Consider the following 14,464-nt stretch of genomic DNA (forward strand, 5'->3'; position numbering starts at 1 on the left):
CCGGACCCCGCGTGGCCGGAACCCGCCGGACCCCGCCCTTCGTCCTCGTGGCAGTACGGCCGTCGTCGACGGCAGGAAACCCGCCACGCATCGCCTAGGGTCGAGGGCGCGGCGACATGCACGGCAAGGCAGTGAGGACAGCGCGATGGTGCAGGCGTACGGAGCGGACACCGGGAACGACCGTGCGGAGCCGGAACCGGAACGCGCCGGGACGGGATCCCGCTTCCGGGACCTGCGCGAGCGGTGGACCCGTGATCCGGGCATCTGGCGGCGCGGCATCGTCCTCGCCCTCTGCTCGGTGCTCATCACCCTGGTGATGGCCTTCCACTCGAAGATCCCGAACGCCATCGGCAACCTGGGCAGCCTCTCCGAGACGTTCCTGCCGTGGATCGGGGTGTTCCTCCCGGTGCTGCTGGTCCTGGGCCTGGTGCGCCGCTCGGCGACCGCGCTGATCGCCCTGCTGCTGCCGGCCGTGGTCTGGTTCAACGTCTTCGGCGGCCTGCTCACCGACAAGTCCGGCAGCGGCGGCGACCTCACCGTGGCCACCCACAACGTCAACGCCGACAACCCCGACCCCAAGGGCACCGCCCGGAAGGTCGCGGCCTCCGGCGCCGATGTGATCGCCCTTGAGGAGCTGCCGAGCGGCAAGGTGGCGACGTACGAGGCGGCGCTCGCCGACCGCTTCCCGTACCACTCGGTGCAGGGCACCGTCGGTCTGTGGAGCAAGTACCCGATGAGCGCCACCCGCCCGGTCGACATCAAGATGGGCTGGACCCGGGCGATGCGCTCCACGGTGACCACCCCGAAGGGCGAGGTCGCCGTCTACGTGGCCCATCTGCCGTCCGTACGCGTCAAGCTGCACGCCGGTTTCACCGCCAACCAGCGCGACGACAGCGCGGACGCCCTGGGCGAGGCCATCTCCCACGAGCGCCTCGGCAAGGTGATCCTGCTCGGCGACCTCAACGGCACGATGAACGACCGCTCGCTGAACGCGGTCACCGCCCAGATGCGCTCCACCCAGGGCGCGGCCGGCGACGGCTTCGGCTTCAGCTGGCCGGCCTCGTTCCCGATGGCCAGGATCGACCAGATCCTGGTCAAGGGCGTCGAGCCGATGTCCTCGTGGACGCTCGGCGCGACCGAGAGCGACCATCTGCCGATCGTGGCGCGGGTGGAGCTGTGACGCGGTGAGCCGTTCCGTCACCCCGGGCGAACGCTGACGAAACGGTCCGTTCACCCGGCGGAACAAACCGTCTGAGAGAATTTGTTCCGTTTGGGAACCAAGGGCGTCCGGCAATGGAGCCGGCCCGGCCGCGAAGCCGGTCCGCCCGGCTCCCCGGCTTCCCTGCGGAAAGGTCTCTCCACATGCCCCTGGCCCTGCTCGCACTCGCGGTGAGCGCCTTCGGCATCGGTACCACGGAGTTCGTGATGATGGGCCTGCTGCCCAATGTCGCGGACGACCTGGGCACCTCCGTACCCACCGCCGGACACCTCGTCTCGGCCTACGCGATCGGCGTCGTGGTGGGGGCCCCGCTGCTCACCGCCGTCGGCTCCCGGATCCCGCGCAAGCGGATGCTCCTGCTGCTGATGGCCCTGTTCACGGTCGGCAACCTCGCCTCCGCGTTCGCCCCCGGCTTCGGCTGGCTGCTGGGCGGCCGGTTTCTGGCCGGGCTGCCGCACGGGGCCTTCTTCGGCGTCGGCGCGGTCGTCGCGGCCCGTCTTGTCCCCGAGGGGCGCCGGGCACGGGCCGTGGCCACCATGTTCCTCGGGCTCACCGTCGCCAACATCGTCGGCGTCCCGGCGGCCACCCTGCTCGGCCAGCACCTCGGCTGGCGGGCCACGTTCCTGGTCGTCGCGGCCATCGGGCTGTGCGCCGTGGCGGCGCTCGCCCGGCTCGTACCGCAGGTGCCCGTCGACGCCCACCAGGGCCTGGGCCGGGAACTGCGCGCCCTCGGCGACCGTCAGGTGCTGCTCGGCCTGCTCACCGCCGTGTTCGGCTTCGCCGGGGTCTTCGCCGTGTACTCCTACCTCTCGGCCATGACGACCGAGGTGATGGGCTTCGGCGAGTCCGCCGTGACACCGGTGCTCGCGCTCTTCGGCATCGGCATGACCCTCGGCGCCCTCGCGGCGGGACCGCTCACCGACCGGGCGCTGCGGCCGACGCTGTACGGATCGCTCGGCGCGCTCGCCGTCGTCCTCGCGGTCTTCCCGTTCGCCGTCCAGGTGCGGTGGGCCGCACCGGTGCTGGTGGTGCTGCTCGGCGCGGTCGGCTTCATGACGACCACACCGCTCCAGATGCTGGTCATGAACAAGGCCAAGGACGCCCCGACCCTGGCGTCCGCCTCCAACCACTCCGCGTTCAACCTCGCCAACGCGGGCGGCGCGTGGCTGGGCGGCGCCGCGATCGCGGCGGGCTGGGGCTGGACCTCCCCGGCCCCGGTCGGCGCGGCCCTCGCGGTCGCGGGCCTGGCGGTGGCGGTCACGGGGGGTCTGCTGGACCGGGAACGCACACCGGGGGCGTCCAGGGTGGTGGCCCGTGCGGACGCGCGGCCCGTGCGGGACGACGCCCCGGCGGACGCGCGCTGAAACGCGACGGCGCGGTGACCGGCTCCGCCGGGTCACCGCGCCGTCGTCCCGCTCAGCCCGACTCGCGCCACCGGTTGGTGATCGGCAGCCGGCGGTCCTTGCCGAAGCCCTTCGGGGAGATCTTCGTGCCCGGCGGGTACTGCCGGCGCTTGTACTCGGCCGTGTCCACCATCCGCAGCGTCTTCGCCACCAGCGCCGAGTCGAAGCCGGCCGCGACGATCTCGTCCAGACCCTGGTCCCGGTCGACGTACAGCTCCAGGATCCGGTCCAGTACGTCGTAGTCGGGCAGCGAGTCCGTGTCGACCTGTCCCGGGCGCAGCTCGGCGCTGGGCGGCTTGGTGATGGACGCCTCCGGGATCGGCGGGGTCTGCCCGCGCTCCTCGGCGGCCCGGTTGCGCCACTTCGCCAGGCGGAAGACCGACGTCTTGTACACGTCCTTGATCGGGCCGTACGCCCCGACCGCGTCGCCGTACAGCGTCGAGTAGCCGACCGCCAGCTCGGACTTGTTGCCCGGTGCGAGGACGATCTGGCCCTCCTGGTTGGAGACGGCCATCAGCGTCGTGCCACGCAGTCGCGCTTGGAGGTTCTCCTCGGCGAGACCGGTGAGCCCCAGCGAGCCCATGTACGCGTCGAACATCGGCTCGATCGGTACGGTGCGGAAGTTCAGCCCGGTACGGCGGGCCAGCTCGGCCGCGTCGCCCTTGGAGTGGTCCGAGGAGTACTTCGACGGCATCGAGATGCCGTACACGTTCTGCGCGCCCAGCGCGTCGCAGGCGATGGCCGCGACCAGCGCCGAGTCGATCCCGCCGGAGAGCCCGATCAGCACACTGCTGAAGCCGTTCTTGGCGGCGTACGCCCGCAGGCCCACGACCAGCGCCGAGTACAGCTCCTCGTCGTCGTCCAGCCGCTCGGCGTAGCCGCCGGTCAGCTCCGCGGGGTACGCCGCGAGGGGCTCCTCGGAGAGCACCACGTGGTCGATCCGCAGCCCGTCGTTGACGACCCCGGACGGCGGCTCGGCGGCGGCCGCCGGCAGCTCCAGGTCGAGCACGACGCTGCCCTCGGCGAACTGCGGGGCACGGGCGATCACTTCGCCGTCCCGGTCGACGACGATCGAGTCGCCGTCGAAGACCAGCTCGTCCTGGCCGCCGATCATCGCCAGGTACGCGGTGGTGCAGCCCGCCTCCTGGGCCCGCTTGCGGACCAGTTCCAGCCGGGTGTCGTCCTTGTCCCGCTCGTACGGCGAGGCGTTGATCGACAGCAGCAGCCCGGCGCCGGCGGCCCGCGCGGCCGGCACCCGGCCGCCGTCCTGCCAGAGGTCCTCGCAGATCGCGAGCGCCACATCGACGCCGTGCACCCGTACCACCGGCATCGAGTCGCCCGGTACGAAGTACCGGAACTCGTCGAAGACGCCGTAATTGGGGAGGTGGTGCTTGGCGAAGGTCAGCGCGACCTGCCCGCGGTGCAGCACCGCGGCTGCGTTCCGGGGGGAGCCGGCCGGCTGGCCGTAGCGCGGCTGGGCCGTCTCGGAGCGGTCGAGGTAGCCGACCACGACCGGCAGCTCCCCGAAGCCCTCGGCGTCGAGCCGGGCGGCGAGCGCGCGCAGCGCCTGCCGCGAGGCCTCGACGAAGGACGAGCGCAGGGCCAGGTCCTCGACGGGGTAGCCGGTCAGCACCATCTCCGGGAACGCCACCAGATGGGCGCCCTGTTCGGCGGAGTGCCGGGTCCAGTGGACGATCGCCTCGGAGTTGCCGGCGAGATCACCGACGGTCGAGTCGATCTGATTCAGTGCGAGACGTAGTTGAGGCACGCGCACCAGTGTAATCGTCTGACTGACGCAATGTCCTCGCGGGCCGCGGAACCGCGTCCGCGGGCCGCGAGGACCGGGCCGGGGCGAGTCAGGCGAGGTAGCCGAGGACCGTCATCATGCCCATGTCCGAGTGGTAGATGTTGTGGCAGTGCAGCATCCACAGCCCCGGGTTGTTCGCGTCGAACTCGACGGCCATCGAGCTGTTCGGCCGGACGATCGTGGTGTCCTTGCGTGCCCAGTGGGCCCGCCCCCGCTCGGTGGCCCAGTGGCGCCGCCCGGCCGGGCCGACCACGCCGAAGGAGTGCCCGTGCAGATGGATCGGGTGCCACATCTCCGTGGCGTTGTAGAACTCCAGTCTGACCCGCTCGCCCGCCCGCACCGGGTGGCGCTGGCGGGGGTTGTACGGGTCGTGGTCGAAGGCCCAGTTGTACGCCCGCATGTTGCCGGTCAGCTTGAACCGGCGGGTCCGGTCGGCCTCGCGCCGGGACAGCTCCACGGACGGGTCCGGCATCAGGTCGTGTGCCTCGACCAGCCATCCGTCCAGTTCCTTGGGACGGACGGTCGCGGCGGGGGCTGTCCCCTTCCCGGTGCGGAGCAGGGCCAGCGCCGTGGCGTTCTTGCCCTCCGCCAGCGCGGTCAGCGGGAAGACCCCGTCGCCCGCGGTGACCACCACGTCGTACCGCTCGCCCATGCCCAGCAGCAGGGCGTCGGTCGTGGTGTGCTGGACCGGGTAGCCGTCGGTGTGGGTAATCGTCATCTTGTGGCCGCCGAGCGCCACCCGGAAGGCGGTGTCGCCGCCCGCGTTGACGATGCGCAGCCGGATGCGCTCGCCGGGCTTGGCGTTGAAGGTGGTGGGAGCCTTCGGTACGCGGCCGTTGATCAGGTAGTACGGGTAGGCGACATCGCCCCCGTGGCTGTCGAGCAGTCTGCTGTACGAGCGCTTCTCCAGCCGCGAGGGCCCGCTGAGGGGCTTCCCGTCGTTGGGCTTGGCGGGCTTCCCGGGCGTGCCGTGCCCGCCCGCGCCGTGGCTCATGCCGCCCCGGCCGCCGCTCAGCTCGTTCAGCACCGAGTCGGGCGTCGAGCCGGCCACCCCGTCGACCCAGTCGTCCAGGACGACGACCCACTCCTTGTCGTACTTGAGGGGCTCCTTCGGGTCGTCCACGATCAGTGGCGCGTACAGTCCCCGGTCCTGCTGGACGCCCGTGTGCGGGTGGAACCAGAACGTTCCGGGGTGCGGCACGGTGAACCGGTAGGAGTACTCGGTCTTGGGCCCGATGGGCGCCTGGGTCACCTCGGGCACGCCGTCCATGTCGTTGCGCACATTGAGGCCGTGCCAGTGCAGTGACGTTTCCGTGGGGAGGTTGTTGGCCAGGGTGAGCGCCAGAGTGTCGCCGGCGGTGACCCGCAGCTCCTTGCCGGGCAGCCGGCCGTCGTAGGCCCAGGAGTCGACGGTGATCCCGGCGCCCAGTTCGAGACGGGCGGGGGCGGCGACGAGGCTCACCTTCCGCAGTGGGCCCGAACCCCGCCTGGCCTCGGCCGCGGCGACCTCCGGCCCGTCGGGGGAGACGTACTCGCCCTTGGATCGCCCGCCGGGGGAGGGGCCCCCGCGGTTCGCGCTGCCGTGGCCCGTGACAGCGACGCTCGCGCCTTCGGTCGTCCGGCCGCCGCGGCCCGTGCCGGATTCGTCGGAGCAGCCGGCCAGTACCGCTGAACCGGCGGTGGCGACAGCGGCGCCGAGCACGGCGCGTCGAGTGGGTGGAGTACGCATGACGGAGTGCACCTCGGAATGTGTTTCGGCGGGTCGGTCTGCTGGGGGAGGGGGAGGCGCTCCCCTCCTATATCAGCGAGGCGGGCAGTGGCGACCGTCCGTATGCCGTACGTCCACTCAGGGTCATGGTGAGCACACTACCCCCGCCGGGTATCCCCCGCGCGCGGAGCCGTCGCGCGTCCCGCGACCGCGTCCGTATGGCCCCGGCGCCGGGGCCGCGCGACGGCCCGGCACCCCTCGGACACAGGGGGCCGGGCCGTGGTGACGGGCCGTGGCCGCGAGGCCGTACGGCGGGGTCAGCCGTGCGCGTAGACCTTCGCAGCCCAGCCGGCGATCTGCTCGTCGCTGAGGTGCTGAGCCAGATCGGCCTCGCTGATCATGCCGATCAGCATCTTGTTCTCGACCACCGGAAGCCGGCGGATGCGGTGTGTCTGCATCTCATCCAGCACCGCCTCCACCTCCGCTTCCGCGTCGATCCAGCGCGGCGTGCCGTGGGCGAGGTCGCCCGCCGTCATCTTCGACGGGTCGTGGCCCATGGCCACACAGCCGACCACGATGTCGCGGTCCGTGATGATGCCGATCATCCGGTCCTGCTCGCCGTTGGCCGAGATGGGCAACGCCCCGACCTTGTGGTCGCGCATCAGCTGCGCGGCCCGGTCGAGGGTCTCGTGCGCGGGGATCCATGTGGCCCCGGTGTGCATGATGTCCTTGGCAGTGGTCATGAGGAATTCCTCCTGCGTGCCGGTGGGCATGCTGTACGACCCCGAGCGAACCCATCGTCATGGGCCCGTTCGGGGGACGCGACCGCTATCACCCGTTCGGGTGCACCTGCGGCTCGGGGGAATCTTTCAGGACCTGGGTGCGGAGCCTCGCGCGGCCAGCAGCCGGGCCATCTCGTCCAGCTCCGACTGCTGGGCCTCGACCATCCCGCGGGCGAGCCGCTTCTCGGCCTTCACCGTGCACAGCCGGGCGCAGCCGCGCGCCATGTCGATGCCGCCCCTGTGGTGTTCGGTCATCAGCCGGAGGTACCGGATCTCGGCCGCCCTGCCGCTCGCCGTCCGGAGCCGGTCCAGCTCGGTCCTGGTGGCCATGCCGGGCATGAGGGAGCCGTCATGGGCCCGGTAGCCGGTCCCCATGCCGGGCATCCCGTCCATGCCCTTCGCCGAGTGTCCCTCGTGCCCGGCCGCCATCCAGCCCATCGGCTCTCCGGCGGCCGTCTTCGGCAGCTCCCACAGATCCAGCCAGCCGAGCAGCATGCCGCGCTGATTGGCCTGCGTATTGGCGATGTCGTACGCGAGCCGGCGCACCTCCTCGTCCTTCGTGCGGTCACGCACGATGAAGGACATCTCCACGGCCTGCTGGTGGTGGACCGCCATGTCGCGGGCGAAACCGGCGTCCGCCGAGTCCGCCGCGGGCGGGTGCGGGGCGGCCGCCGCCCGGTCGGCCCCGTCCGCCCCGCCGCGCGCGGAGGCGACCGTCACCACCCCCGCGAACAGCAGCGCGAGCGCCACGGCGGAGCCCGCCACCCACTCGACGCGCCGGCCGCGGCGCTTCCCGGCGGTCACTGCGCCCCCAGCCCGCCCGTGCACGTCGCACCGGGCTCGGGCGTCTGCGGACCCTGCACGAACTTCGAGAAGAACCGGTCGACCCGCGGGTCGTCGGCGCCGTCCACGGTCACCTGGTTCCCCCAGGCGCTCAGCATGATCGTTCCGGCCTGGCCCTCGTACGGGCTCATCAGCGAGTACGGCGTCCGGCCGACCCGCTCGGCCAGCTTCGCCACATCGGCGGCCGGAGCCTTGTCCGTGTACGTCACCCACACCGATCCGTGCTCCAGCGCGTGCACGGCGTTCACATCGGGGATCGCCTTCTCGTAGACCTCGCCGTCGCAGTTCATCCATACGGGGTTGTGGTCACCGCCCACCGGCGGCTTCATCGGGTAGGCGACGGTCCCGGTGACATGGTTGCGGGTCAGCTTCTTCGCGTCCCAGGTCCGCAGCCCCTCGATCGGCCCGTCGGCGGGAGCCTGCTGCCCGTCCGAGGGCGCCTTGCCGTCCGCCGCCGGGGCGGCCCGCTTCTGCTCGGACGCCTCGGACTTGGTCAGCACCATGTACGAGCCGAACCCGACCAGCCCCACGACCACGAGCACGCTCAGGCTTATGGCCAGGGCACGGTCGCGGCGCTGCCGCGCGCGGTGGGCGTCGTGCGTCTGGGCCATGGGGGTCCTGGGGTCGAAACTCATGTCGTCAGGTCCTTCTGGGAAGGGGCGGGGACGGACAGGCCGAAGGCCGGGAAACCGGCGTGCGCGGGGCCGTCACGAAGGCGTGCCACCCCTTGCGCGCCATGGGCGCCGATCGTAGTGGGTGGCCGGGTGCTCCATCTCACGTCGTGTGCGTAATCTGGGTGAAATCCCGGGTCGTGATACTGGAGTTCCTCCCCTACCCCGGGCGGTGGTGCACGGACCGTCTGAACTGCAAGGATGTGGCTATGGACAAGCAGCAGGAATTCGTCCTCAGGACGCTTGAGGAGCGCGACATCCGCTTCGTACGGCTGTGGTTCACCGATGTCCTGGGCTACCTCAAATCCGTCGCGGTCGCCCCCGCGGAACTGGAACAGGCGTTCGACGAGGGCATCGGCTTCGACGGCTCGGCCATCGAGGGCTTCGCCCGGGTGTACGAGTCCGACATGATCGCCAAGCCGGACCCGGGCACGTTCCAGATCCTGCCGTGGCGGGCGGAGGCCCCCGGCACGGCCCGGATGTTCTGCGACATCCTGATGCCCGACGGCTCGCCCTCCTTCGCCGACCCGCGCTACGTCCTCAAGCGCATCCTCGCCAAGACCTCCGACCTGGGCTTCACCTTCTACACCCACCCGGAGATCGAGTTCTTCCTGCTGAAGGACAAGCCGGTCGACGGCAGCCGCCCCACCCCCGCCGACAGCTCCGGCTACTTCGACCACACCCCGCAGAACGTCGGCATGGACTTCCGCCGCCAGGCGATCACCATGCTCGAATCCATGGGCATCTCGGTCGAGTTCAGCCACCACGAGGGCGCCCCCGGCCAGCAGGAGATCGACCTGCGGTACGCGGACGCGCTCTCCACCGCCGACAACATCATGACCTTCCGCCTGGTGATGAAGCAGGTCGCGCTGGAGCAGGGCGTGCAGGCGACGTTCATGCCGAAGCCGTTCTCCGAGTACCCCGGCTCGGGCATGCACACCCACCTCTCGCTCTTCGAGGGCGACCGCAACGCCTTCTACGAGTCGGGCGCCGAGTACCAGCTCTCCAAGGTCGGCCGCTCCTTCATCGCCGGCCTGCTCACCCACGCCGCGGAGATCTCCGCCGTCACCAACCAGTGGGTCAACTCCTACAAGCGCATCTGGGGCGGCTCCTCCCGCGCCGCGGGCGCCGGCGGCGAGGCCCCCTCGTACATCTGCTGGGGCCACAACAACCGCTCCGCGCTCATCCGCGTACCCATGTACAAGCCCGGCAAGACCGGCTCCGCCCGGGTGGAGGTCCGCTCCATCGACTCCGGCGCCAACCCCTACCTGACGTACGCGGTGCTGCTCGCCGCGGGCCTCAGGGGCATCGAGGAGGGCTACGAACTCCCGGCCGGCGCCGACGACGACGTCTGGGCGCTGTCCGACGCGGAGCGCCGCGCGATGGGCATCGAGCCGCTGCCGCAGAACCTGGGCGAGGCGATCGCGCTGATGGAGAAGAGCGAACTGGTCGCCGAGACGCTCGGCGAACACGTCTTCGACTTCTTCCTGCGCAACAAGAAGCAGGAGTGGGAGGAGTACCGCTCCGAGGTCACCGCCTTCGAGCTGAAGGCGCTGCTGCCGGTGCTGTAAGAGCAGGTCAGCGGCTTAGGGAGCGCAACGCGGGCGGGTCGACCGGTTCAATGGAGGCGACCCGCCCGCAGTCATGATCAGCTCTGGGCCGTCTGGGGGCCGTCAAGCCCGGACGGACGGCCGAGGTACACCTTGTCCATGGCGACACGGGCCCGCCCCTCGCTACTCGTGCTCAGCGCCTTGATGTTCTCCCCGGCGTCCAGGAGCACGGACGCGTAGAAGTGCCGCAGGGCGTGCATCCCGTGCTCTCTCGCAGCCGTGTGGCGCTTGCCCGGCTCGGCGGGCGGAATGACGCCGGCCGCGACGAGAGCGGACTTCCACAGCCGAGTGTTGAAGTCGGTACGCCGCACCGCGCCCTTCCCGTCCGGCCGGACGAAGAGGAGGCGCTTGGTGACGGGCTTACCGTCCGGACGCGCCCACGGCAACGTCACAGCCACGGGAGCGGAGGCGGCCATATGCCTCCTCAATGCTTCAGCCACCTGCGGGGAGAGGGGTACGTCCCGCTCCTTCTGGCGCTTGGGCAGAGCGAAACCAACTCGCCTTCTACCACCTTGACTCGGCATCCGACGTGCACCCAGCCCGTGCCGAATCGGATCGCCTCCTCTGCCAGTCCGAAGGCCTCACCCTGGCGGGGACCGCACCCCGCACCGAGGTCCACCATGGCGCGGTACTGCTCAGGCAGAGCGGCCTGCGCGGCGAAGACTCGTTCCGATGCCCAGGGCGCAACCTTCTGAGCGTTGCGGGCCGGCGCGCGCACGGTGCTCGCGCTGCAAGGGTTCTTGCGCATGTACTCGTCATCGACGGCGGCGTTGAGGATCGCTGAGACGCTGGAGAAGATGACGCGCCGGTACGAGGTAGCCGGGAGGCCAGCCACTCGCGGATGTGCTCGGGCTTGAAAGAGCCGAGAGGCCGCGGGCCGAGGTACGGCAGTGCGTGCAACCGGATCTGAGAGTTCACCGATTCCCGAGACGTCGGGTCCGAGGTCTGCGCTTTGAGCCAGCGTTCGGCGTACTCCCGGAACGTGGTCTGCGCCAACTTCGGGTCGATGTGCTGCCCGCTGTCCATATCCGCAGCCGTTTTGCTCAACCACGGCTTGTCCATTGGGCTGCTCTATGACGTAGGGCAGGCATGTTCGGTCGAGCAGGTCCCGAGTAGGTCCGACGAGGTCGACGTGTTCGCCGCCCCATCCACGGGACCGGTTGGTGCCCACGGTGAGCCCGCACTTGTTCTGACAGGGCGGGGAAGCATGCACCAGGGCGTACTGCTCGATCTCACCCGTCTCGATCAGGTGGGTGAGGTGCTCCAGAGCATCGCCCCGGTGGGCGGGGAACGGGTAGCGGGGGCGGTCGGCGAGGTCCACGCCGTCAACGTCGAAGCCGGCACGGTGGTAGCCCATGGCGGCGCCGCCGGGACCCTTGTGACGGCAGGCGCTGTGTCCCACACAGGTCATGTCGCTTTACGCGAGGGTCGAGAGTCCCTGTTGTGTCGCGTTGCAGCGAAGCATGTTGTCTCTTTGTCCTGCACGACTGCGTGACTGAGATCACGTCTGCGTGAGGGTGCCACGTCAGCTGGAACGATAGGTGAAGGTGTGGGTTCTGGCACAGGGGCCTTCCGTGTAGGGGGCGTTGGGTCGATCAGTGGTGAGGACGGCCAGGGAACGTTCACGATTGCCGCTGACGGTGAGCAGCACGATCTGTGACAGGCGCGGAGCGCCTGAGCGGCGCATATCGTTGGCGTATCGAAAAGCGGATACGCGCCGGCAACACAGGGCCGACTTGGCTGGCGTCATGTCCTATCGCGAACCAGCACCCATGTCCCTCCCTGTGACGCTGAGCGTCGCGCCGATCAGCGACGCCGAGCACCTGGCCTTTGTGCGGGCGCAGCGGTCGGTGAACTTTGTGCAGACGCCGGCGTGGGGGCGGGTGAAGACGGAGTGGCGCAGTGAGTCGCTCGGATGGTTCGACGGCGTGCGGCTTGTGGGGGCGGGGCTTGTCCTTCACCGGCCGGTGCCGGGGCTGTCGCGGTTCACGCTTGCGTATCTGCCGTGGGGTCCTGACATCGACTGGTCCGGGGACATCGGTGCGTGGCTCGACCCACTGGCGGCATATCTCAAGGCTCGCGGCGCGTTCGCGATCCGGCTGTGCCCGCCAGTGCGGACGCACACCTGGGATGCGGCGCAGGTCAAGGACGGCGTGGCCGATCCGGGGGCGCGGCGGCTGACCGAGCTCCCTGATGGGCAGGTCGATCCGGTCGGTGCCGAGGTGAGCCGACGGCTGCGGGCGGCCGGCTGGCTGCCGCAGAGCCCTGAGGACGGGTTCGGTGCCGGGCAGCCGCAGTTCACGTACGAGGTGCCGCTGGCGGGACGGTCCGAGGACGACGTCCTGAAGGGCATGAACCAGCAGTGGCGCCGCAACATCAAGAAGGCCGCGAAGGCGGGGGGCGAGGTCACGGTCGGTGGTGCGTCGGACCTCGCGGCGTTCCACGAGCTCTACGTACACACCGCCGCCCGCGACAGATTCACGCCGCGGCCGTTGGCGTACTTCGAGACGATGTTCGCGGAGTTGAGCGCCGAGGATCCCGAGCGGATCGCGCTCTATCTGGCGTGCCACGAGGGCGAGTTGGTGGCTGCGACGATCCTGGTGCGGGTCGGCGGACACTCCTGGTACGTGTACGGCGCCTCCTCGACGGCCAAGCGTGAGGTGCGGGGTTCCAACGCGTGCCAGTGGGCGATGATCCGCGATTCACTGGCGGCGGGCTGCGACGTGTACGACCTGCGGGGCATCACGCCGACGCTCGACACCGCTGATCCGCATGTGGGCCTGATCCGGTTCAAGGTCGGCACCGGGGGGCGGGCGGTGCGGTACGTCGGGGAGTGGGATCTGCCGCTGCGACCGCTGGTCTACCGTGCCTTCGACCTGTACATGCGGCGGCGCGGGCGCTGAGCCCGCGCCGCACGGTTACCCGAGTGCGGAGGCCACCTCGTCGAGGCGGGCGCCGCGCGACGCCTTGACGAGGACGACGTCACCGTCGGTAAGGATCTCGTGCAGCCAGGCTGCGGCCGCTTGGTTGTTGGGGAACGCGACCGCCCGCGCCCCTGCGGCGTCGGCGACGGGACGGGCGGTTTCGCCGACGACGGCCACCAGGTCGGCGTGTGCGGCCGCGTACTCGCCCACCGCTCGGTGTTCGGCCTCGCTGTCGGCGCCGAGTTCGAGCATCGCGCCGAGTACGGCGATACGGCGCCGGCCCGAGATCGCGGCGAGCGTGTCCAGGGCGGCTCGGGTGGAGTCGGGGTTGGCGTTGTAGGAGTCGTTGAGCAGGGTCGCGCCGCAGGCGAGGGTGCGCAACTCCATGCGCCATTTGGACAGTGAGGCGGTGCTGAGGGCCACTGCCGAGGTGATCAGGGGGATGCCGGCTGCGAGTCCCGCCGCGGCGGCGGCCGCCGCGTTGAGTGCCTGGTGGGCGCCCACGAGCGGCAGCGCGACACGGGCCGAGGCGCCGGAGGTGCGCAGCGTGAAGGTCGCCCGGCCCAGGCGGTCGAGGACCAGGTCCTGGACACGCACGTCGGCGTGTTCGGCGCGGCCGAAAGTCAGGACCGGCCCGTCGGTCAGCGCACGCATCGCGACGACGCGGGGGTCGTCGGCGTTGAGGACGGCGGTGCCGCCGGGTGCGAGGCCGCGCACGAGTTCGCCCTTGGTCCGTGCGATGGCCGCGCGCGAGCCGAACTCCCCGATGTGGGCCTGGCCGACATTGAGCACGACCGCGATGTCGGGTGCGACCAGGCCGGTGAGGTGGGCGATGTCGCCGACGTGGCGGGCGCCCATTTCGAGGGCGAGGAAACGGGTGTGCGCGTCGGCGCGCAGCATGGTCAGGGGCACGCCGAGCTCGTTGTTGCACGAACCGTGTGTGGCGACGGTCGGCCCGGCGCCCGAAAGGACCACGGACAGCAGATCCTTGGTGCTGGTCTTGCCTTGTGAGCCCGTCACCGCGACGACGGTCAGCCGCTCGCGCAGCCGGGCCACGGAGCGGGCGGCGAGTGTCTGCAATGCGGCCGGTACGTCGTCGACGACGACGGTGGGCAGCGATGTCGGCCGCGAGCCGAGCACGGCGGTCGCACGGGTGCCGCCGGCGTAATCGTGGCCGTCGACGCGCTCACCGGCCATGGCGACGAACAGACCGCCCGGTTCACCGTGCCGGCTGTCGAGGACGGCCGGCGCACTCACTGTGACGGTCGCATCCCCCGTGACCCGGCCGCCGACGAGCGCGGCGATCTCGGCGAGGGAAAGGGGGTGCAGGGCGAGGGATGGCTGGCTCTGAGTCATGGCTCCAGTGAAAGCGGCGGGTTGTTGCCGACGCGTATGCGGTTCTCGATACGTCGGCGATACGTGGTGGGTTCTGGCGGGGTGCTCGCCCTGGCCGCTCGGTATCGGAGGACGGGCTGCGGCTCCGGTTGGACCGCCGGA

Annotated in this window: 12 protein-coding genes and 1 pseudogene; 4 read left to right on the forward strand and 9 right to left on the reverse strand. The window is 70.7% G+C overall.

Annotated features, from left to right (window positions below; translation table 11 throughout):
• The first annotated feature begins 145 nt into the window (after nucleotides 1-145).
• Complete coding sequence (locus tag EES42_RS11455; protein ID WP_124718021.1) at nucleotides 146-1,180, forward strand: endonuclease/exonuclease/phosphatase family protein; 1,035 nt, start codon at nucleotides 146-148, stop codon at nucleotides 1,178-1,180.
• A gap of 182 nt (nucleotides 1,181-1,362) precedes the next feature.
• Complete coding sequence (locus EES42_RS11460) at nucleotides 1,363-2,583, forward strand: MFS transporter (RefSeq protein WP_124718022.1); 1,221 nt, start codon at nucleotides 1,363-1,365, stop codon at nucleotides 2,581-2,583.
• Nucleotides 2,584-2,635: 52 nt separating this feature from the next.
• Here the strand turns inward: EES42_RS11460 and EES42_RS11465 are convergent, their stop codons facing one another.
• From EES42_RS11465 to EES42_RS11485, 5 genes are all read right to left on the reverse strand, one after another.
• Nucleotides 2,636-4,390 carry an NAD+ synthase gene (locus EES42_RS11465; protein ID WP_124718023.1) on the reverse strand — a complete coding sequence of 585 codons (1,755 nt, stop codon included), beginning with the start codon at nucleotides 4,388-4,390 and terminating at the stop codon, nucleotides 2,636-2,638.
• An 88-nt stretch (nucleotides 4,391-4,478) separates the two neighbouring features.
• Nucleotides 4,479-6,158 (reverse strand): multicopper oxidase family protein, encoded by a 1,680-nt coding sequence (locus EES42_RS11470; protein WP_124718024.1) that lies wholly within the window; start codon nucleotides 6,156-6,158, stop codon nucleotides 4,479-4,481.
• A gap of 296 nt (nucleotides 6,159-6,454) precedes the next feature.
• On the reverse strand, nucleotides 6,455-6,880 hold the full coding sequence (locus EES42_RS11475; RefSeq protein ID WP_124718025.1) for a CBS domain-containing protein: 426 nt from the start codon (nucleotides 6,878-6,880) through the stop codon (nucleotides 6,455-6,457).
• Nucleotides 6,881-7,006: 126 nt separating this feature from the next.
• Nucleotides 7,007-7,723: a DUF305 domain-containing protein gene (locus EES42_RS11480; RefSeq protein ID WP_124718026.1), complete on the reverse strand. Its 717-nt coding sequence runs from the start codon at nucleotides 7,721-7,723 to the stop codon at nucleotides 7,007-7,009.
• Nucleotides 7,720-8,397, reverse strand: coding sequence for a DUF3105 domain-containing protein (locus tag EES42_RS11485; RefSeq protein WP_124718027.1), 678 nt, complete (start codon nucleotides 8,395-8,397; stop codon nucleotides 7,720-7,722). The genes EES42_RS11480 and EES42_RS11485 overlap by 4 nt, the downstream gene beginning before the upstream one ends.
• Before the next feature lie 245 nt (nucleotides 8,398-8,642).
• On the opposite strand from EES42_RS11485, the gene glnA reads away from it, so the two are divergent.
• A complete protein-coding gene (gene glnA / locus EES42_RS11490; protein WP_124718028.1) occupies nucleotides 8,643-10,004 on the forward strand; it encodes a type I glutamate--ammonia ligase in 1,362 nt (453 codons plus the stop codon).
• A 77-nt stretch (nucleotides 10,005-10,081) separates the two neighbouring features.
• On the opposite strand, the gene EES42_RS46065 is transcribed toward glnA, so the two are convergent.
• The 3 genes and pseudogenes from EES42_RS46065 to EES42_RS46075 form a co-directional block, all read right to left on the reverse strand.
• On the reverse strand, nucleotides 10,082-10,459 hold the full coding sequence (locus tag EES42_RS46065) for a site-specific integrase (protein ID WP_241196358.1): 378 nt from the start codon (nucleotides 10,457-10,459) through the stop codon (nucleotides 10,082-10,084).
• Nucleotides 10,460-10,547: 88 nt separating this feature from the next.
• On the reverse strand, nucleotides 10,548-11,105 hold the full coding sequence (locus EES42_RS46070; protein WP_323138581.1) for an N-terminal phage integrase SAM-like domain-containing protein: 558 nt from the start codon (nucleotides 11,103-11,105) through the stop codon (nucleotides 10,548-10,550).
• Nucleotides 11,080-11,454, reverse strand: a pseudogene (locus EES42_RS46075) (hypothetical protein); the annotation flags it as partial. The gene EES42_RS46070 and the pseudogene EES42_RS46075, both read right to left, overlap by 26 nt.
• Before the next feature lie 337 nt (nucleotides 11,455-11,791).
• On the opposite strand from EES42_RS46075, the gene EES42_RS11505 reads away from it, so the two are divergent.
• Entirely contained in the window at nucleotides 11,792-12,946 is a 1,155-nt protein-coding gene (locus EES42_RS11505; RefSeq protein WP_124718509.1) for a lipid II:glycine glycyltransferase FemX, read from the forward strand.
• Nucleotides 12,947-12,961: 15 nt separating this feature from the next.
• Here EES42_RS11505 and murF read toward each other — a convergent pair whose 3' ends face one another.
• The gene (gene murF, locus EES42_RS11510) at nucleotides 12,962-14,296 is read right to left on the reverse strand and encodes a UDP-N-acetylmuramoyl-tripeptide--D-alanyl-D-alanine ligase (RefSeq protein ID WP_124718510.1); all 1,335 of its coding nucleotides are present in this window, start codon (nucleotides 14,294-14,296) and stop codon (nucleotides 12,962-12,964) included.
• Nucleotides 14,297-14,464 lie beyond the last annotated feature (168 nt).

The organism is Streptomyces sp. ADI95-17, from assembly GCF_003846175.1.
Taxonomy (GTDB): Bacteria; Actinomycetota; Actinomycetes; order Streptomycetales; family Streptomycetaceae; genus Streptomyces; species Streptomyces sanglieri.